This window comes from Cedecea sp. NFIX57, assembly GCF_900177785.1.
GTDB lineage: Bacteria > Pseudomonadota > Gammaproteobacteria > Enterobacterales > Enterobacteriaceae > Cedecea > Cedecea neteri_C.
In genome coordinates, this window is the sequence record NZ_FXAS01000021.1 from 69,142 (window position 1) to 86,838 (window position 17,697).

The following is a 17,697-nucleotide window of genomic DNA, read 5'->3' on the forward strand; positions in this document are numbered from 1 at the left end:
TTTATATTTTTAGCAGGCAAGGTTATTGCAATCCTCAATATTTTTTTACACAACCCTTTCTAACCGCATTCAATTCTAACGACCAACTGTCTTAAAGATTGGATTCTCCCCTATATATCCAGATGCATGTTCTCTCTTACAGTTGCGATATTTTCCTGCGTATAAATCCCCCTGGCAAGCAAACTCCAGCGCGCTGGGCGAATAATATTCTTTGTAATGACTAAACGCCACCGACAGATTCATCACCGCTGCCTCCCGCTGTCCTGAATCCTCTGGCGCAATGCTGAATGCGTAGTGGGTATAGTCACTTTCCTGCGGAGGCACGTAGTTACGTGATGCGTCGTGAGAAAGGCAGAGCCAAAGGTCATCACAGGTAAGGTAAGCACCGGTATATCACTCAGCATGTAGCGGCAAACCCAGCAAATCACGCCAAAAGGTCAGGCTGCTTTGCAACTTACTGACGGCAAACGTTAAATGGTTCAGAGATTGAAGCATAGGGACACCTATAAATTATCATGTCTTAACATGGAATTAATCTATCTCAAAAACAATAAAAATTGAGATAGCTTTAAGTGATGATCTATACTATCTCAAATTCATGAAATTTTGAGATAGAGATATGCCAATCAAAAGACCACCGGCACTTATTCCATTTTCCCAACTCACCGGAGCGGATCTGGAAACCCACCAACATTATAGCCGCGTGACCGACGATAAAGGTCGCTATCTTCCGTTTGACGAATTCTGCCGCCGCACATCCAGCGGGGAAAATGTCTCTATCGCCTGGACACTTACGCGACGCGCGCGGGACTCAGCCATACAACGGATCCATTATCGCAACGAAGCAGGCGATCAGGCTGGCTTTGTCCTTACACCTGACATCATGTCAGTGTGTGAACTGGTGGACAAGCACGCCACAAGGCTGGCGCTCAAAGAACTTACCGCCAGACTCAGGGGGGCAGGTAAAGAGTTAACAGCACTAAGCATGGAAGAACCCATCACCTCATCACAACTAGAAGGCGCTAATACAACTACGCTTGTCGCACGGGACATGCTGGAAAGTGGCAGAGCCCCCCGTACCGAAGATGAACACATGATCGCAGGTAATGCGCGGTTGATGACCGAAATACCGGAACTTATCCAAGAGCCATTAACACCAGACTTAATCCGCCGCTTCCATGCCGTTGGCATGGGTGGAATTAATGACGAAAAATACCGTCCTGGAGAATTCCGCGACACCGATGATGTGGTGATTGCAGATTATGACGGTAACATTGTTCATCAGCCCCCAGCCGCCGCCGACCTGCAAACACGTCTGCAAATGGTGTGTGACTTCGTAAACAACACAGAATCCTACGTTCACCCCTTGGTAAAAGCCTGTGTTCTTCACTTCATGATCGCTCACGAGCACCCTTTCAGAGACGGTAACGGGCGTACAAGCCGTGGGCTGTTTTACTGGTACATACTGAAATCAGAGTACGACGTGTTTAAGTACGTCTCTATCAGCCAGTTACTACATGCAGCCCCGGCCAAATATGCCCACAGCTACCAGTACACTGAAACCGATGGTATGGATCTGACGTACTACCTTGAATATCAGGCCAGTATTATCCATCGGGCTGTGACAAGGCTCTTACAGCATGTAGACGATCTGGTTGCTCGCGCCGCCCGGATTGACCATTTTTTGTATAAATCAGGAAGCTTATCTCGGCTGAGCGGACGACAAGTCACGCTACTTAATATCATTCTGGCGGAGCCTGACAAGAAATATTCCGCAGCAGGCGTAGCGGAAGCGCTTGGCGTATCGGATAACACTGCGCGTAATGACCTCCGTACCTTAGCGCGTGAAAATCTCTTAACCGAGATATCAGAAAATGACCAGAAAACGGTTTATAAGGTATCTCGGGAACTGAGCTAAATTTGGAAAGACATAAACGTTAGCGGCATAGCTGGATAGCCGTTGGCTAGAGGGAGTCCGTCATCGCGTAGATATAACTGAATAATGAGGATGGTTCCATGCCACAAAAGATACCAACCTTCGTAGCAAGCTATATCTATCAACTAGCGAAAGCTCATAACGTTGCAGCTACCCGTGACACTCTAAGCCATGTTGCAACAGCCATTACTGCTCTTTCTGGCGATGACATCAGATTGGATGAGATCGAGCAAATGCTCGTAAAGCTCAAAAGGAAAGGCGTTCTGAGTAAAGCGGAGAGTTGCATCTGCTGATTGGCCAGTGGTATGGCCATGGTCGCGATAACCTTAAATCCCGGCTCAACCTGCCCGTCTGCTACCTGCAGGGCACATTGCCTCCTGACGCACTGTTCGTCATCCGCCACCCCCACCTGGAGTCTTTTCTGGATAATCATCAGCCGGAATCAAAGGAACGGATCACCTCCGCGCTTTCCCGTTTGCTGTGGCTGGCCTGCAAGCACAACCCGCAACTGGACGATGAAATGCTGAAGCATCCCTACAAACTGCTGAACATTTTCGAATGCTGGGCGCGTGAGGAAGGTATGCATCTGCCGCTGAGCCCCGGGACGTTGAAAACCGCACTCCAGCGGTGGCGCACCGACGTAACAGGATCAACTAACAACTAACTCTCATTAACCCAGATAATAATTTTTACTGCCTGGCAGGGACACTAGTGCTTTGATAACCACGCCCATCGTGTTGATGTGAACGAACCTGAACACAGGAGGAATGGTTATGAATAGCGACAGGCTCTTACGCTTACGCCAGGTAGAAGACAAAATCGGCTTCGGTAAGTCCTGGATTTACCAGAAAATCCAGTTGCAACAGTTTCCGCCGTCCATCCAACTCAACAACCGCCACGTCGCCTGGCTGGAAAGCGAGGTGGATACCTGGATCCACCAGCGCATCCGGCTTACCCGCGATGTCTGAATGCCGGAGGAAAATTATGTGCGCTTCACACCTGCTCAACCGCTGGCTTCACGGCATCAGCAATACCGAAGAACAGGAGATGATCCAGGTCAGCCTGGAGCAAATCCAGCCGTTCACCCTCAATCCCCGCGTCACGCGCAACCCCGGCTATGACGCACTGAAAGCGTCAATTCTTGCCCGGGGGCTGGATAACCCGCCGGTGTTAACCCGCCGCCCCGGTGATGAAAAATATATGCTCGCCAGCGGCGGTAATACGCGTCTCGCCATCCTCAATGAATTATGGCTGGAAACACAGGAAGAGCGTTTTCACCGCGTCTGCTGGCCGTTCCATCCGTGGCCGGAAGCGCTGTCACCGCAGCAAGGTGAAGTCCAGTGTCTGATCGGCCATCTGGCCGAAAGCGATCTGCATCACGCATTGATGTTTATCGAACGGGCGAAAGGCATTCTGCACCTGCGCGATCTTTACCGCGAGGCAGGCATCGACTGCCCGACGCAACTGGCGCTGGCGGAGCAACTGACCCACGACGGCTATCCCGTCAGCCAGTCTCAAATCAGCCGGATGCTACAGACCGTGGAGTGGCTGCTGCCCTGCATCCCCAATGCGTTGTACGGTGGCCTTACCCGGAGCGTTATCGATCGCCTGCTGGCACTCCGTAGCGCAGCGGAACAGGTCTGGGGAAAACTGATGTCGCCGGAACACCAGACGGAATTTGCCGGCCTGTTCAGCACCGCGCTCACTACCTTCGACGGTGAGCCGGAGGGCATGGTGCCGCAACTGGTGCAGGACGAACTGCTCGGTGAGATGAGCTGTCACAGCGGCATAAGCTGGAATACGCTGCTGGCGGAACTGACCGATAGCCAGAGCAAGCGGCAGGCGCTGCTGGGTACACCGGTCAAAAAGGTCCTCTGGCCGCCACCGCCGGAAGCGGAAAAAGCACCACTACCAGAACCTGAACCGCCGACTGACCCCGGCGAGCCAAAGCCCTCGCCGCTGGTGCATACGGCACGGTCGCTGTGTGCCTGCTGGGGACTGGACGCCTGTATCCAGCCAGACAACAGCGCTCCGGCCGGTTTCTCCCTCGCGCCCTGCCACGAATTTCCCCATCCGGCGGCACGGCGCTGTTACCAGGTGCTGGCAGCCCTGAATGGCGACACCAGCACGCCGATGCCCGCCCTTGAATTGCTGTTGTCGCCAGACTACGACAACGCTCAGATACAGCAAATGATGCAGCTTATCAGCCTGTGCCGCCAGCGACGGCTGCGGGAGGTTCGCCATGACGCCCTCAGTTAACCAGGCGATACTCACCCACATTGTCCAGGCACTGAAGGAGGGACAGATCCGCTACTGCGAGTCGTTCGGCTTCAGCCCGCAGGAGCTGTACGAACTGACACGGCTCACCGCCGACGACATCCTGTTTCTGAGCAACAGCGCGGTGCAGTTCATCACCATCAGCATCGACCACGATATGCTGGGCCGGATGCTGGCGAGGATGGAACAGGAGCGGCTGTTCCAGCAGCGTCTGGAGGAAGCCCTGTCGCTCGGCGCGTCCATCGAGTTCATTAACCACTATTTTGGTCTTCCCACGCCGGAAATCTGTGCCCGGCGGCGGCTGATTGGCCTGTTTGTCCGGCAAGGGCGCAACAATGCTCCGGATGAGCAGGTAGAAACGCTGGTGTGGAACGAGTGGCAGAAGACGGGCGTGAACAAGCTCGACTCACCCGAAGCGCTGACCGCCATGATGGCGATAGCCCGCGAACACGATCTGTCGCTGACGGTCATCTGGAACCTGCTGCGCCAATGGACTCAGGAGAAGCTGCTGCATGAAGAGTGACGATCGGCTGCTGTTTCTCGGCAACCCGCAGCAGAGCGTGCCAAAACGCCTGCTGCTGGCGCGCAACCTCTCCCCACGAGACAAGTTCGCGTGGCAACTGCTGCGCCTGCACGCCCGCGACGACTGCAGTGGCGTCTTTCCCTCCTACAACGAACTGCAGGGCTGGCTCTCCGACCAGCCTGAGAGCGAGAAGGCCTCTCGCAGCACCGTCAGCAACGCGCTGATGATGCTGCGGATCACCCGCTGGCTGAGCCTGTGCCAGCGACTGCGGGATGAGCAAAGCGGCAGGATCACCGGCAACCTTTACGCCCTGCATGATGCACCACTGACTCATGCCGATGCTAGTCGGATGGACAGCGAATATCTGGCGCTACTTACGGCCTGTTCCCGCCACCGCAACCAACGTATCCGAACCACTGCCATCGGGCTACTGCTCTCTCTGCAACAACCTGTGGACAGTGGACGAACCTGTACCGAGTCTCCATTGAAGACCGCCCCTGGTCTTAATCGAAGACTCAGTAAAAAATGCCCGAGTCTTCGATTAAGACTCTGTGATGTGGCGGGGGCTGGCGGGCAACCTGGACCGCATTGCGTACATACTGGTACAGATTTAAACAATCAACATCAAAAGCGTACGCAACTGCCGCACTGGCCTGTGGATAATCCCTTCAGCGCCAGCGAGCGCCGTGCCGCCGAACGCGCGATGCGCAATCTGGATCCTGCTCTCTGCCAGCAGGTGCTGGACGACTGCCTGTGGCGGGTCGCCGCCCACGATATCCACCGCCCCCTCGCCTATCTTCTGGCAACGCTGGACAAGGCCAGACGGGGCGAGTTCAATCCTATCTTCTGGCAACGCTGGACAAGGCCAGACGGGGCGAGTTCAATCAGCTTCGGCGCAGGCGCTGATAGCCCCGATTTTATGCGCGCCGCATAAAGTCCAACAGAAAACTATCAATTAAGCCTCATTCATCTGCGAAACCAACTTTCTGCAGACCAGATGGGTTTCCCGTCGCCTGACTCATTGCGCGGACCGACACTGCGGGCATTTGAATCCATGGAGAATATCCGATGCCTGGCACAACGCTGTTCAGCGATATCCGCATCACCCTGCACACCCGCGTCGCCGCCCGGCTGTGGCAGGCGCATCCCACCGGTATACTGCTCTGTCTGGCGTTACTCAGGCGTCTGCTGCGCGCCGAAAAGGCCGACGATCCGTGGGCCGCCCATTGGCTGAAGCAATTGCGCCCCCGCCTGAACCTGATCGCGCATCTGCTGAAGCAAAAAAACCTCCGGCTGGACCGTGCCTTCGCCAGCCTGCCGGGCGCTATCCACACCACGCAGGTCAGTAACCCGTCCCCGACTGAATTCACCCTGCCGCTGGCGCTGTTATCTCCGCCCGGCTCGCGCCTGCTGCAACAGTTGATTGATTACGATCTGCTGGTCCGTCGTACTCTGCTTGCCTGGCATCTTGGCCTTATCACCCAGGCCGAAAAGCGCGATTTCATTGCCAACATCCCACGCCTGATGCTCCAGGTCTTCAGCTTCGTGAACCGCTTTCGCACCACCGGCGTGACCCGTGCCGACGTGCGGGCGAACAGTCCGCTGGCGCAGACGATGGCGCATAAGCTCGGGAATCTACCCAAAAAGATGCTTGCGGAGATCCTGCGTGATGATCGGTGAAAACGACGAAGAAAACGCCGCCCGTTTTGTCAGCGATGAGCGTCTGAAGCATCGGCTGAAAGATAACGCCGGTATTGGCACCGAAGCCACCCGCGCCGGGATTATCCAGACGCTACTTAAGCGCGGCTATCTGATTAAGCAGCGTCGTTTTCTGCTGGCGACGGATACCGCCAGCACGCTGATTGATGCCCTGCCGGAAGCACTGAAAGATCCGGGTCCCACTGCATTGTGGGAACAGATGCTGGACGATATCACGGCGGGGAAACTGAGGCTGGAGGCGTTTCTGGCGCAGCAGCAGCAGAACGTGACAGAGCTGATTAAGTCATTACGAAATGGATAAATAGCCTGTTTCCTACATCACACTTTTACTTTTCCCTGATTGCTCGTTCAAATTGGCAGTCTGATGATCCGCTCTGAGGAATATTCCTCATTTTTCGGAGTGTTAAGATGGCCAAAAATACCGGAGACGGTTATCGCAAGGGCTCTGTAACAGACCGTACACAGGTTCAGAATCCGCAGAATGGCAATTACACCAAGCGTGATACAACGACAGGTCGCTTTATCGACCAGAAGCAGGACGGCACTCCCTTTAAAGGTGTCGCCAAAGAAGTCGATGACCGCCGGAAATAATATTTAGCTACCTTTCAGGGCCTTAGTTATTAAGGCCTTTTTGCATTCTGTATTACCAACTTTCACGCCATAAAAACAATTCCCCCTTTCGCTTCCCCCAGCCAAAGATTCAACTAAACAGGTCAACCCAAAACCCGCCATGCATTCCTGAAACGCGGAGGCGCACAGCGCGGAATGCCCGTGCTGCCAGTAACTCTGAGGCCTTGTAGCCAATGAGCCAAACCCGAAGCGGGACGTTCCCGCGCATGGGGCGCTCCGCACCTTCAACACGGAGATACCACCATGAACGATACCCATTACTTCAACCTGTACACCAGCGGTCTGGGCTACCTCAACCGGATCCGGGAAGTGACCCCGAAAAAAGGCGAACTGTTCCTGTGCTGCGACATTGCCGCACTGCGGGGCGAAGCCAGCAACGCGGAGCACACCTGGTTCGATTGCCGCGTCAGCGGTAAGGAAGCGCAGAAACTGGTGCACCGCTGTATCGAGGCCTGCGAACAGAAACGCAAGGTGCTGATCCAGTTCCGCCTCGGCGATCTGTATGCCGATACCTTTGTCTACAGCAAAGGTGACCGTAAAGGTGAAACCGGCGTCAGCCTGAAAGCCCATCTGCTGCACATCGGGCTCATCAAAATTGACGGCGAAGAGGTTTACCGGGCAGAACGCGAAGCTGACTCCCAGCCAGCGCCAGCCACACCTTCAGCAGAGCCTGTACCGCAGTTCTGACGCACAGCATTCACCCTGCCGGGGAAATTCCCCGTCGGGGCGTTTCCCCGGACTTTTACCGGAGAGACGCATGATGAATACCGTATTGAACTCACGTGAAGAAGCCCTGTACCGGGGCAAACTGATTAACCTTGATGACGAGGCGCTGGACGCTGGCTTGCCGCTGGGTTTGGCCATTACCCTTCCGGCCCACAAGCGCTGTCTTGAAGACCGGAATGACAACACCATCAAGGATTTGCTGAAAGGTGTTGAAATGGCAGCGGTAGTGGCCTTTATCTCCCACCAACCGCCGCAGCACACCATTCGTATCGATTACCGCTCGGTGCTGACGCAAAAAACCAACGGCAGCACGCAGCAGCAAACCGTCAGGCTGACGTTACGCGTTCATTTTTCTGAGCAAGGCATCCCCATCGCCGCCACGCTGGGGCTGATGAGGGAAAGATTCCCTTACTGAACTGATTTTGCGCCCGGAATAACGGGCGCTATTTTTTTGCTTACTTTGCCGGTCTAACATCCGTCACCCAGGTGGGGAGATCACAGGTGCCGCCGGGGCGGAGATAACGGCACATCCCGGTCGTTGCTTCGCGACTTTTGCGGAATGTCTCGCCATCCCAAACCCAGCTTGCCATCCCCCAGCACCGGGGCGCTCAGTATCGCCAGAGCTAACAGCCCTGTTCTCACTCCCTTTTTCATACCATCTCTCCGTAATGGATAATGACCGTAATCTGACCAATGCCCGGGCCAGAGAGACGTATTTTTCCTGTCAGACAATCTTTTTCAGATAACAACAGTTGCCGATAGCCCTCTTTGCCCACATCCGGGCATTCTCCCGTCATCACCCTGTGGAGGATGCGATGAAACGACTGCTGATAGCCCTGCTCCTGTTCATTTTCAACGGCGTGGCCGCCTCGCCTGCCACGCCAGAAGTCGTCCGCTACGACCGCTATCTGCTGGTCAGCACGTCACCGCAACAGCCGCCACTCGAACAACTTACCGCCCTGGCCGTTCCGCCCGGTTTTCACCCGACGGTAGGGGAAGCGCTGCAGTACCTGCTGCGCGACAGCGGCTGGTCTTTGTGTCTTGCAGATGTGCGCCGGGCGCAGCTTTATGGGTTCCCGTTGCCAATAAGTCAGTACCACACCGGCCCACTGCGCCTGAAGGCCGCCCTGCAACTGCTGGCGGGCCCGGCATGGCAGATGACCACCGATGAAAACCGCCGCGAAGTCTGTTTCGCCAGCGACCATCCTCTCCCCCCGACGTTGGCTTATCGTCATCCCGTGTCCCTTCGCCCTTTGGGGCCGTTAACGGCCCCCTTTTTTCTCGCCGGGACCCTACAGCGCGGTGATATCCGCCTGGCAGTGGTTGTGCCACCCGAAGCCGTTTACCTCCATCAGGTGGTGTGGCTGCGCAGGGGAGAGCAGTGGCATGGCTGGCGGCTGGAGCGGTTTGATGAGCACCGGGCAGTGTTCCGTCAGGGTAAACGCCAGCTGACGCTGAAGATGCCGGAGTAAGCGATGAAATGCCTGGTTCTTCTGTTACTGTTCACCGCCAGCGTGGGGGCGCAACCGCTTCAGGAACAAACCAGCCAGAACGCGGACTCCGCTCTCAGACCGCTGACCACGCAGCAGCAGGCCACCGTCTGGGGCGTCACGCCAGAGGAGTGGCAGCGCTATCTCACGCTGAAACAGCAGGCACGCGGCGTCTGGTCACCAGGGCTTGATCCACTGACTACGCTGGGCGTCGAAGCCGACACTGACCACGAACGTCAGCGCTTCGCCGAACTGCTGGTCAGGCAGGAGTACCAGCGGCTGGAGAAAGAACTCGCCTTCCAGCGTGCCTATGATGCCGCCTGGCAGCGACTGTATCCGGCCCTGACGCCGCTGAAAACGAGTTCCGCCAGCACGTCCCGCGTTTCGCTGTTTGTTAAAGATGACTGCCCGCCCTGCGACAGCCTGCTGCGTACCCTGCTGGCGCAACAGCGCCCGCTGGATATCTGGCTGATCCACAGCGAAGGCGATGATAACCGGGTGCGCCGCTGGGCGATGGCGCATGGCATTGACGCAAAAATGGTGAGTGAACACAGCATCACGCTTAACCACGACGCGGGACGCTGGCTGCTTTTGGGTCAGAGCAAAATCCCGGTGGCGCTGGAACGTAAGGGGGAGCAATGGCGCGAGGTCCTGCCCTGATCCTGCTGCTGCCCTGTCTGGCACTGGCGCAGCCGCTGCCAGAAGCGTACCTGCGCGCTGCAGAGCATTTCCGCGTGCCGCCGGAACTGCTGTGGGCCGTCACACAGACCGAAAGCGGGGCGAACCTGAGCGGCAGGCATCTCCCATGGCCGTGGACGCTCAATATCAACGGCAACGGCTACCGCTACGCCAGCCGGGCGCAGGCCTGTCAGGCGCTGCTGGCCGCTATCCGCCACACCAGCCCGAAGCGTATTGACGCGGGGCTCGGGCAAATCAATATCGGCTGGCACCGGGCGTATTTTGACTCTCCCTGCGACGCCCTCCGTCCCCTGCAGAACCTGTCGCTCACTGCACAGTTGCTGCGTCAGCGCTACGATGAACGCCCCGGAAGCTGGCTCAATGCCGCCGCCCGCTATCACCGTCCTGCTGGCGGCGCACCTGCCGCACGTTACCGCAGGCAGGTCAGCCGCCATCTGCAACAGGCCACACCGCCATGAGCCGCTACGCGCTGGAGGCGCTGCTGCGCCCGCCCGTGGAGTTTTACAGCGCCTTCACCGCCAGTTGTGGCGCATTAATCTGCCTGACCCAGGCCCCGCTGCTGGTGCTCACCCCATGGCAGGCCCGCCTGATGGCCTGCGCCCTGATGTTGCTGGCCCTGCGACGCGGCTGGCAGGGCTGGCACATCGTGCGCTACCGCCGCAACCTCCTGCGCCTGCCGCGCTACACGCTCACCAGCAGCAAAATCCCTGTCAGCCGCCAGCGGCTGTTTCTCGGCAAAGGCTTTCGCTGGCTACCCATTCATACCCAGCGACTGTACGACTGCCTGCAACCGGAAGCCGCACGCTGGCTGCGCCCCGGATGGTGTTACCGCCTGGCAAGACACATCGAAAAACGCAGCGAACATACCCTGCCCGGACTTGCCCGCCTGCTCAGCGCCGATCGCTGGCTGAACCCGGTACGGCCGCTGCCGCCCGTCGGCGGTAACCCGTGGTTGCAGGGCGTGGAACTGAAAGAGTGCGACGTCACCCTGCCGCTCAGTGAACGACCCGGCCACACGCTGGTGCTCGGCACCACCCGCGTCGGCAAAACCCGGCTGGCGGAACTGCTTGCCATTCAGGACATCCGACGCGGTGAGGTGGTGATCGTCTTTGATCCGAAAGGCGACGCGGATCTGCTGAAGCGTCTTTGGGCAGAAGCACAGCGCGCCGGACGCGGCGACCGTTTTATCCTGTTCCATCTGGCGTATCCGGAGGTCTCCGCCCGTTACAACGCCATCGGGCGCTTTAGCCGCATCTCGGAAGTGGCATCGCGCCTCACCGGACAGCTTTCCGGCGAAGGCAACTCAGCGGCCTTTCGCGAGTTCGCCTGGCGCTTTGTCAACATCATCGCCCGCGCCCTGGCGGCGCTCGGCCAGCGTCCCGACTATCAGTTAATTTCCCGCCACGTCGTCAATATCGACGCCCTGTTTATCGACTATGCCCGCACCGTGCTGCCGCACCACAACGCGAGGGCATGGGAAATGGTGGCGCAACTGGCGAAGCGCGTTAACGACAAAAATACGCCACGCCATATGCTGGGCCGCGATCCTCACGTGGTGGCGCTGGAGCAGTACCTCAATGCGGAAAAATTATACGATCCGATCCTCGACGGCCTGCTCTCAGCGGCGCGCTATGACAAAACCTATTTCGACAAGATTGTCGCCTCACTGCTGCCGCTGCTGGAAAAGCTGACCACCGGCACGCTCGCCGCCCTGCTCGCCCCGGACTACCACGATCTGGACGACCCGCGCCCGATCCTCGACTGGCAGCAGGCGATCCGCCAGAAGGCAGTGGTGTATGTCGGCCTGGATGCGCTCTCCGATGCGGTGGTCGCTGCCGCCGTCGGCAATTCAATGTTTGCCGATCTGGTGAGCGTCGCCGGGCATCTCTATAAATTTGGTCTCAACGAAGGACTGCCCGGCAGCAGTGAAAAACCGCCGCCCATCAACCTGCACTGCGATGAATTTAACGAACTGATGGGCGAGGAGTTTATTCCGCTGGTCAACAAGGGCGGCGGCGCGGGCATTCAGGTCACCGCCTACACCCAGACGCTGAGTGATATTCAGGCCCGCATCGGCAGCGCGCCCAAGGCAGGCCAGGTAGTGGGTAACTTCAACAACCTGATTATGCTGCGGGTGCGCGAAACCGCCACCGCCGAGCTGCTGACGAAGCAACTGCCACAGGTGGAAGTGCGCAGCCGCCAGGTGAGTTCTGGCGTCACCGACACACCGGGCGGCATCAACAGCTTTTCCAGCAACACCCGTGAACAGGTGACCACCAGTAAGGTACCGCTACTCGATACCGCCGCGCTGATCCAGCTTCCCAAAGGCCAGGCCTTTGCCCTACTTGAAGGCGGGCAGCTGTGGAAAATCCGTCTGCCGCTGCCCGTAGCGGATAAGCACTGCCCACTGCCGGAGTCCGTCGCGCAACTGGCGGCGTGGATGCAGGCGCGCCAGCAGGGGCAGGTGGAGTGAGTGAGCAGAGAACGCCTCCGTTACGCCCGCCACAGGGACCGATTGGCTGGCTGTTGTCACTGGCTGGAAGGCTTACCGGGCTGGTTACTGGCGCGCTGGTGTTGCGGATAGTGCTGGAGCTGGCGGGGCTGTATTTCTGGTGGCCTCAGGAAGGGAGCAGGCACGCTTTTCAGGTGATGGAACAGGAACTGTCGGAACTGGTTATCGCCCTACAACCGCATCCGTTCGGGAATGAAATTCTGATGCTGCTGGAAAAAGGGGCAACTCGCATACTTATGGCCAACAGGCTCCTGCAGAAACCGTTCACCGCCCTGACCTATACGCTGGTGAGTTTTATGCAGCGTCTGACATGGCTCGTCGCCATGCTCCCCCTGCTCTGCCTGTGTGCAGTAACCGGGCTGACGGAGGGGCTGGTACAGCGAGATCTGAGGCGATTTGGCTCCGGTCTGGAATCGTTTTTTATGCACCACTATGTCATCAGGTCCGGCAATTCAGTCACCACAACGCTTTGGGTGTTGTATTTGGCGCAGCCGATCTTTGCTCCCGTGATGCTGATTTTGCTGCCCGCCGCCTTATGGGTTGGGATAACGCTATGGATGGCGGCAGGGAGTTTTAAACGGTGGTTATAAGGTTCCCAATACTAAATTCCCATTTTCAGTCGCTGGCCCTCACTTCATCGATTGACTTGAGAGACAATCTTTTCCACCAACAGGAATCACTGTAAACCCATTACAAGGATGGTATCAAATCTAACCTGACAGGCAGGTTAGTGCCAAATGCGGACACTGGCGATTGTAATTTGCTTCGAGACCACTACGAGGCGATTTTACTCGCAAACATCTGATTTCGACTGCAATATATCCGTATACAATACGAAGGAGTGAATCGATGGGTAAAAGCATTCTGATCAGCATTAACGGCATCTCGTATCCTTCTAAAGCCGCCGCAGTCAGGCATTTCATGCAACGCCGCGATGAGCATGGCACTGACAAAATCGAATCCGGCTCATTTTTCCTCGACCTCAAAACGCTGTTCGTCCTGTACTGTGAATGCAGTCCTGGATGGGAACTTAACGGCAGGTTGGTAAATTCTTTCAGCGTGAAAGCTGAGAAACGCCTCACTGGTAAAGGCTGGGTGACAACTTACTGCTATGAAGTGCATCTAAGCAATGGAGAGCAGCGACCTTTTTCTGTTGAAAATGCTGTTAATGCTATTGCTATACATGCAGAAACTCAGCTTTCTGAAACTGGTCATTAATCACAGACAGGTTCTGTACTGTCTTTTATGTAAGTGATAACAATATAATGAAAATTCTGGCTTTTCTATTTTTCCTCGCTTTTACGGCGGTCAATGGTTTTCTTTTTTATATCGCAAAAGTTACGGCTGGTGAGGCAATTACATTCTTTACGCTCTGTTCAGTTATTAGTTTAATGCTTTTCTTCTCTTCTGAAGTCCAGGAGTTTTCAATAGCCGGGAATATAGTAAAGCTGAAAGAAGTACGAAAGGATGCTGAAAAAGCCATTGATGAGCTGAAGGCATCCCGTTTAACTATGTTCAGATTCTTACTGGAGAGTACGAAAAAATTCAGTGGAGGTTTCGGAAGTATTTCACCTAAAGATGAGCGTATAGATGACTTCTTATTTTTATTTGAAAATATTGAGAGTTCAGAGTTAATTAAAGAGCTGGCAGATAAAATTGCTGGCTGTGCAGATTTGTTCATGAAAGCACAACTCAGGAATAGCTTATCTAACTACGTTATTAATATCGACTTTCAACGGAGTTATACGCCTGATGAACTTACTTTTGAAGCACTCAAGACTTCAAACATCAGGCAAGATAATGGGCGCAACGAAGATGAAAACCGTAAAGAGATAATGGAAGCAGTTTCCCATTACCGCACTCTCTATAATATCTTTCAGAAGACGAAGCCGTACATGTCATAATCGTCGTAAGGTGGTTTTATCACCCCCCGTCTCCGCGCATTCAGCAAAACACCTATAGCTCCGAAGGCATGTAATACACCTGTATTACATGCCAGCTACGCCAGCTGGCGGTGCTTCGGTAAAACGCCAATAGCACCGAATGTTTGTAATGCATTTGCATTACACAAAAAAGCCGCCCATCTTGGCGGCTTTATGCAATTGCGGTTGATTATGGTAATCATCCGCAATTAATTTCTTTCGGGATTGTTCAGTTCGTCGTTAACCTGATTCAATGCGGTGTAACTGTGCGTTGTCCGGTTCTTAATCCTCTGGAAATCAGCGTTGTCGCAGATCTTCTGTATCCTGTCACCGTAAGTTCGTCTAAATCGTTTTCTGTCCAGCTTTTTATCAATGTAGCGCTGACAGGCCATATCATAGGCGTTAAGAACCCGCTGGATTTTATGATCCGCCATTTTTTCTTCTGCCGGAATCATTTGGTACGTCTTACCCGCATTAGCCAGTTTCCAGGCTTCCGCTTTAAGAGCTATTTCCATGGCAAAGTCTGCCCTGGCATCTTCGGCATCCTGAATTTTCGAGTACGTATTTTCCTCTGAGACACCCAGCGCGTTTCTGTTACTGCGGGACGCGGCAAAAAAAGTCGCAATAGAAATTATCAAACTAAATATAGCTACGCCGAGACTGATGTTAGCCGTCATTTATCTGTCCCTTCTGAAAGCAGAGAGCATATCGGCAAGTTCATCAGCGGAATCAAACGCAATCCTGTAGCTTCCGCTTTTCTCGAAGCTTTCAGATATTCCACCGTATTCTTCTGTTCCTACACCAGGCAGGACGGAGCGCCATACTTTCTGGGCTTCATCTTCCGTGTATACGTGATCGTTAAGGTCACGAACTATTTCATGCAGAACGCTTCTTAAAACTACTTTGTAATAGGTTGCGCCTATGTCGTAGGCTGCCCAGACCTTTTTCTGATAGTTTTCTATACGTCTGTTCAGATCGCTTGGATGCATAACTCTTTCCTTATCATGCTTCAATGGGGAGAAATCTGATTCTATAAAACGTCTTCGTTACCGTCTATAACTTACGATTTTTCATCATGGCGCTCACTCAACTTTCACCGTACATAGTTGGATTCGGTAAAACGCTTATAACACCGAAATGTGCCACAGGGTGCGCTTCCGCGCTGTGCCAAAGCAGAACTAGCCCAGCGAGCAGGTATGCTCCGTGCCACAAGGGGAACTTGCTTACATCATGCTATGTTAGTTTGCTGGGAGCAGGTCAAGATGTTCACCGCGCCTATGCTTCAGCAACACCTTCCAGAATTTTCAAGGAATAGAGAAATGGCTCGTAAGTATGTTTATGGTGATAAACCCATCCGTACAACAACCGCTGAGATAGTTGAAAACGAGTTTGCTGGAAAGGCTACGGCTGCTCAAGTCGATGCAATTTTAAAGAAAAGATTTCCACATTACAAAGACAATACTTATTTGAATCTGATAGTTAACGCAGTTAACTGCAATCGTGGTCACTGGAGTTTTAACAGGACTGCCAGACGAACAGATGATGCCACCCATCGCCACCATGAATATGATCGACTCTTCAAGCGCGGAAACGTTTTCGAGGTCTATGATTCCGCACTTCATGGTGTGTTTGAAATCTATGAAGCTTCAGACGGCAAATGGCTAACACGTCCGGTTAAAAGTGAGTTTGAAAAGGCCATAGAAAAAGCGTCTCAACTTACCTCAGAACAACGTAGAGAGAAGCTGGCTACATCCAATACCACGCCAGAAAGGGTCATTATAAAGAGCTATACCTTCAAGCGTAATCCCCTCGTTGTAGCAGAGGTATTAGCCTTAGCTGGAGGTAAGTGTCAAAGCTGCCTACGTGACGCTCCATTCAAGCGGGAAGATGGTAGACCGTATCTTGAAGTGCATCATGTGGAGTGGCTTGCTAACGGTGGAGAGGACTCTGTTGAAAATGCTATTGCACTATGTCCGAACTGTCACCGCGAAGCACACTACGGCGCGCTTGTGTTGAAGCCGGCTAACATTAAGTAGTCTTCTTATAGCCCTCAACGACTGCTTCTCGCTCAAAGCGGTCATATCGAATGGATTCGTGGCAGGATTGGTTTGCAGCAAGAAGAAGAGTTTCGGGCATCAGGTCTGCATGAACGGCTGGTCTCTGAACGGAATATTCGCTCATAGGGCTGTCGCCTTTGAAATGCAGCGTGTACCACTCATGGTCCGCCATTGAATATCGTTGATTTGAAAACAACTTTATCAGGTTCGATCTGGCGGAAGAGAGCGTTAGGAAACGTTATGACGATTGACTATCTACAAGCCTGGTACAGCGGCAGCCGAACAATGCTGCGAGTGTAATCGAAGGATCCCCCCTCGTTTCTTCGTGATAGTGTCATGATCCAGGCCTGGAGTGTGTTAGTCATCATATGGTTATCTAGCCAAGAAAAGCGATAAGTAATTCTCGTTTCTGGCGGTATGAACCGTGTAAAAATCACTTTTGCTGAATGAGAGTTACCGCGAGTCTGCGCAGAGATCAGTGAAGCGCAGATTAATCAGCTCAGTAAGACAGTGACTATCCCTCCGATTCGTCATAAACAAGGAAAGCACCATGTTCGGATTCTTTAAAAAGAAAAAACCTGAAGCTGAAACCCGGCAAGTTTCCCGACTGACGGCAAAACAGTTTATCGCGCTGACGCTGAGTGATGAAAAGCTGTCTATGCCCGTATACCTGCCGGGGATCCGCAATGAGGCAGAATGCGACGAGCTGGGTTTATGGCCGCTCATCTACATCTGGAATGTGGATCATGCCACTGGCACTTTCAGCCTTTCTGTTAATGGTAAGGCCATTGCCCACCTCCTGGAGCCTTTTGTGACCCGTGAAGACCCTGCGTATGTCGAAATTCGTGATGAAGCGATGCAGGTCATCTCCGAGGCTTCAATGCAGTCCGTACTGGCAACCATAGAGAAAACCGGCCTCATGCCCGATGTTTTGTTCGTGTACCATGCTGAGGATGTACAGCGGGAGAAGGGCTGACTGTTGGGGGGAGATTACGTCAGGGATTTTGTTAGTCACTCCTGTCATCGCAACGCTAAACTTTCGTCAAGAAATGCTTCAGGCTGCCGAAATATAGATAATAAGTAATCCTTGATTATAAACTGAATGGATGTTTGAATCGCCACGGATAATCTAGACACTTCTGAGCCGTTGATAATATAGGTTTTCATATTCAGCCGGTGGCATCTGCTCGCTCGAACCATGCCGAC

The 17,697-nt window shown here is 54.2% G+C and carries 23 protein-coding genes and 2 pseudogenes; 20 read left to right on the forward strand and 5 right to left on the reverse strand.

Annotation, left to right across the window (positions count from 1 at the left end):
- Positions 1–267: 267 nt before the first annotated feature.
- Positions 268–495: pseudogene (locus B9Y90_RS17810) on the reverse strand (VOC family protein); the annotation flags it as partial.
- Positions 496–619: 124 nt separating this feature from the next.
- Here B9Y90_RS17810 and B9Y90_RS17815 point away from each other — a divergent pair.
- The 11 genes from B9Y90_RS17815 (at position 620) to B9Y90_RS17865 (ending at position 8,226) form a co-directional block, all read left to right on the forward strand.
- Positions 620–1,918 (forward strand): Fic family protein, encoded by a 1,299-nt coding sequence (locus B9Y90_RS17815; protein ID WP_085542057.1) that lies wholly within the window; start codon positions 620–622, stop codon positions 1,916–1,918.
- A 298-nt stretch (positions 1,919–2,216) separates the two neighbouring features.
- Complete coding sequence (locus tag B9Y90_RS17820) at positions 2,217–2,600, forward strand: hypothetical protein (RefSeq protein WP_254902714.1); 384 nt, start codon at positions 2,217–2,219, stop codon at positions 2,598–2,600.
- A 109-nt stretch (positions 2,601–2,709) separates the two neighbouring features.
- Positions 2,710–2,904, forward strand: coding sequence for a helix-turn-helix transcriptional regulator (locus tag B9Y90_RS17825; RefSeq protein ID WP_085542058.1), 195 nt, complete (start codon positions 2,710–2,712; stop codon positions 2,902–2,904).
- Positions 2,905–2,920: 16 nt separating this feature from the next.
- On the forward strand, positions 2,921–4,195 hold the full coding sequence (locus tag B9Y90_RS17830; protein ID WP_085542059.1) for a ParB family protein: 1,275 nt from the start codon (positions 2,921–2,923) through the stop codon (positions 4,193–4,195).
- Complete coding sequence (locus B9Y90_RS17835) at positions 4,179–4,736, forward strand: DUF2857 domain-containing protein (RefSeq protein WP_085542060.1); 558 nt, start codon at positions 4,179–4,181, stop codon at positions 4,734–4,736. The genes B9Y90_RS17830 and B9Y90_RS17835 overlap by 17 nt, the downstream gene beginning before the upstream one ends.
- Entirely contained in the window at positions 4,726–5,670 is a 945-nt protein-coding gene (locus B9Y90_RS17840) for an STY4528 family pathogenicity island replication protein (protein WP_254902715.1), read from the forward strand. The genes B9Y90_RS17835 and B9Y90_RS17840 overlap by 11 nt, the downstream gene beginning before the upstream one ends.
- A gap of 134 nt (positions 5,671–5,804) precedes the next feature.
- Positions 5,805–6,416 (forward strand): PFL_4669 family integrating conjugative element protein, encoded by a 612-nt coding sequence (locus B9Y90_RS17845; RefSeq protein ID WP_085542061.1) that lies wholly within the window; start codon positions 5,805–5,807, stop codon positions 6,414–6,416.
- On the forward strand, positions 6,406–6,756 hold the full coding sequence (locus B9Y90_RS17850) for a DNA topoisomerase (RefSeq protein WP_441302659.1): 351 nt from the start codon (positions 6,406–6,408) through the stop codon (positions 6,754–6,756). Before B9Y90_RS17845 ends, B9Y90_RS17850 begins: the two co-directional genes overlap by 11 nt.
- A 107-nt stretch (positions 6,757–6,863) precedes the next feature.
- Positions 6,864–7,046: a hypothetical protein gene (locus B9Y90_RS17855; RefSeq protein WP_001561310.1), complete on the forward strand. Its 183-nt coding sequence runs from the start codon at positions 6,864–6,866 to the stop codon at positions 7,044–7,046.
- A gap of 282 nt (positions 7,047–7,328) precedes the next feature.
- Entirely contained in the window at positions 7,329–7,772 is a 444-nt protein-coding gene (locus tag B9Y90_RS17860) for an STY4534 family ICE replication protein (RefSeq protein WP_085542062.1), read from the forward strand.
- A gap of 70 nt (positions 7,773–7,842) precedes the next feature.
- On the forward strand, positions 7,843–8,226 hold the full coding sequence (locus B9Y90_RS17865; protein WP_085542063.1) for a hypothetical protein: 384 nt from the start codon (positions 7,843–7,845) through the stop codon (positions 8,224–8,226).
- A gap of 40 nt (positions 8,227–8,266) precedes the next feature.
- Here B9Y90_RS17865 and B9Y90_RS17870 read toward each other — a convergent pair.
- Positions 8,267–8,410, reverse strand: a pseudogene (locus B9Y90_RS17870) (DUF1176 domain-containing protein); the annotation flags it as partial.
- Between the two features lie 216 nt (positions 8,411–8,626).
- On the opposite strand from B9Y90_RS17870, the gene pilL2 reads away from it, so the two are divergent.
- From pilL2 to B9Y90_RS17905, 7 genes are all read left to right on the forward strand, one after another.
- Positions 8,627–9,283, forward strand: a complete 657-nt coding sequence (gene pilL2 / locus B9Y90_RS17875; protein ID WP_085542064.1) for a PFGI-1 class ICE element type IV pilus protein PilL2 — start codon at positions 8,627–8,629, stop codon at positions 9,281–9,283.
- A 3-nt stretch (positions 9,284–9,286) separates the two neighbouring features.
- The gene (locus B9Y90_RS17880; RefSeq protein ID WP_085542065.1) at positions 9,287–9,961 is read left to right on the forward strand and encodes a TIGR03759 family integrating conjugative element protein; all 675 of its coding nucleotides are present in this window, start codon (positions 9,287–9,289) and stop codon (positions 9,959–9,961) included.
- Positions 9,940–10,458 (forward strand): transglycosylase SLT domain-containing protein, encoded by a 519-nt coding sequence (locus tag B9Y90_RS17885; RefSeq protein WP_085542066.1) that lies wholly within the window; start codon positions 9,940–9,942, stop codon positions 10,456–10,458. The genes B9Y90_RS17880 and B9Y90_RS17885 overlap by 22 nt, the downstream gene beginning before the upstream one ends.
- Positions 10,455–12,473 (forward strand): type IV conjugative transfer system coupling protein TraD, encoded by a 2,019-nt coding sequence (gene traD, locus B9Y90_RS17890; RefSeq protein WP_085542067.1) that lies wholly within the window; start codon positions 10,455–10,457, stop codon positions 12,471–12,473. Before B9Y90_RS17885 ends, traD begins: the two co-directional genes overlap by 4 nt.
- Complete coding sequence (locus B9Y90_RS17895; RefSeq protein WP_085542068.1) at positions 12,470–13,102, forward strand: IncC plasmid conjugative DNA transfer DtrJ family protein; 633 nt, start codon at positions 12,470–12,472, stop codon at positions 13,100–13,102. The genes traD and B9Y90_RS17895 overlap by 4 nt, the downstream gene beginning before the upstream one ends.
- Before the next feature lie 259 nt (positions 13,103–13,361).
- Positions 13,362–13,730 carry a hypothetical protein gene (locus tag B9Y90_RS17900; protein WP_085542069.1) on the forward strand — a complete coding sequence of 123 codons (369 nt, stop codon included), beginning with the start codon at positions 13,362–13,364 and terminating at the stop codon, positions 13,728–13,730.
- Between the two features lie 47 nt (positions 13,731–13,777).
- Positions 13,778–14,416 (forward strand): hypothetical protein, encoded by a 639-nt coding sequence (locus tag B9Y90_RS17905; RefSeq protein WP_085542070.1) that lies wholly within the window; start codon positions 13,778–13,780, stop codon positions 14,414–14,416.
- A gap of 227 nt (positions 14,417–14,643) precedes the next feature.
- Here the strand turns inward: B9Y90_RS17905 and B9Y90_RS17910 are convergent, their stop codons facing one another.
- Positions 14,644–15,111, reverse strand: coding sequence for a hypothetical protein (locus tag B9Y90_RS17910; RefSeq protein ID WP_085542071.1), 468 nt, complete (start codon positions 15,109–15,111; stop codon positions 14,644–14,646).
- Positions 15,112–15,423, reverse strand: a complete 312-nt coding sequence (locus tag B9Y90_RS17915) for a hypothetical protein (RefSeq protein WP_085542072.1) — start codon at positions 15,421–15,423, stop codon at positions 15,112–15,114. It lies immediately after the preceding gene.
- Between the two features lie 330 nt (positions 15,424–15,753).
- Here B9Y90_RS17915 and B9Y90_RS17920 point away from each other — a divergent pair, with 330 nt between their 5' ends.
- Together B9Y90_RS17920 and B9Y90_RS17925 are read left to right on the forward strand one after the other, a co-directional pair.
- Complete coding sequence (locus tag B9Y90_RS17920) at positions 15,754–16,470, forward strand: HNH endonuclease (protein ID WP_085542073.1); 717 nt, start codon at positions 15,754–15,756, stop codon at positions 16,468–16,470.
- 571 nt (positions 16,471–17,041) lie between these two features.
- Positions 17,042–17,467 carry a hypothetical protein gene (locus tag B9Y90_RS17925; RefSeq protein WP_063308418.1) on the forward strand — a complete coding sequence of 142 codons (426 nt, stop codon included), beginning with the start codon at positions 17,042–17,044 and terminating at the stop codon, positions 17,465–17,467.
- A gap of 44 nt (positions 17,468–17,511) precedes the next feature.
- Here B9Y90_RS17925 and B9Y90_RS27110 read toward each other — a convergent pair.
- Positions 17,512–17,697 (reverse strand): hypothetical protein (locus tag B9Y90_RS27110; protein ID WP_217808988.1); only part of this gene is annotated, 186 nt, incomplete at its 5' end.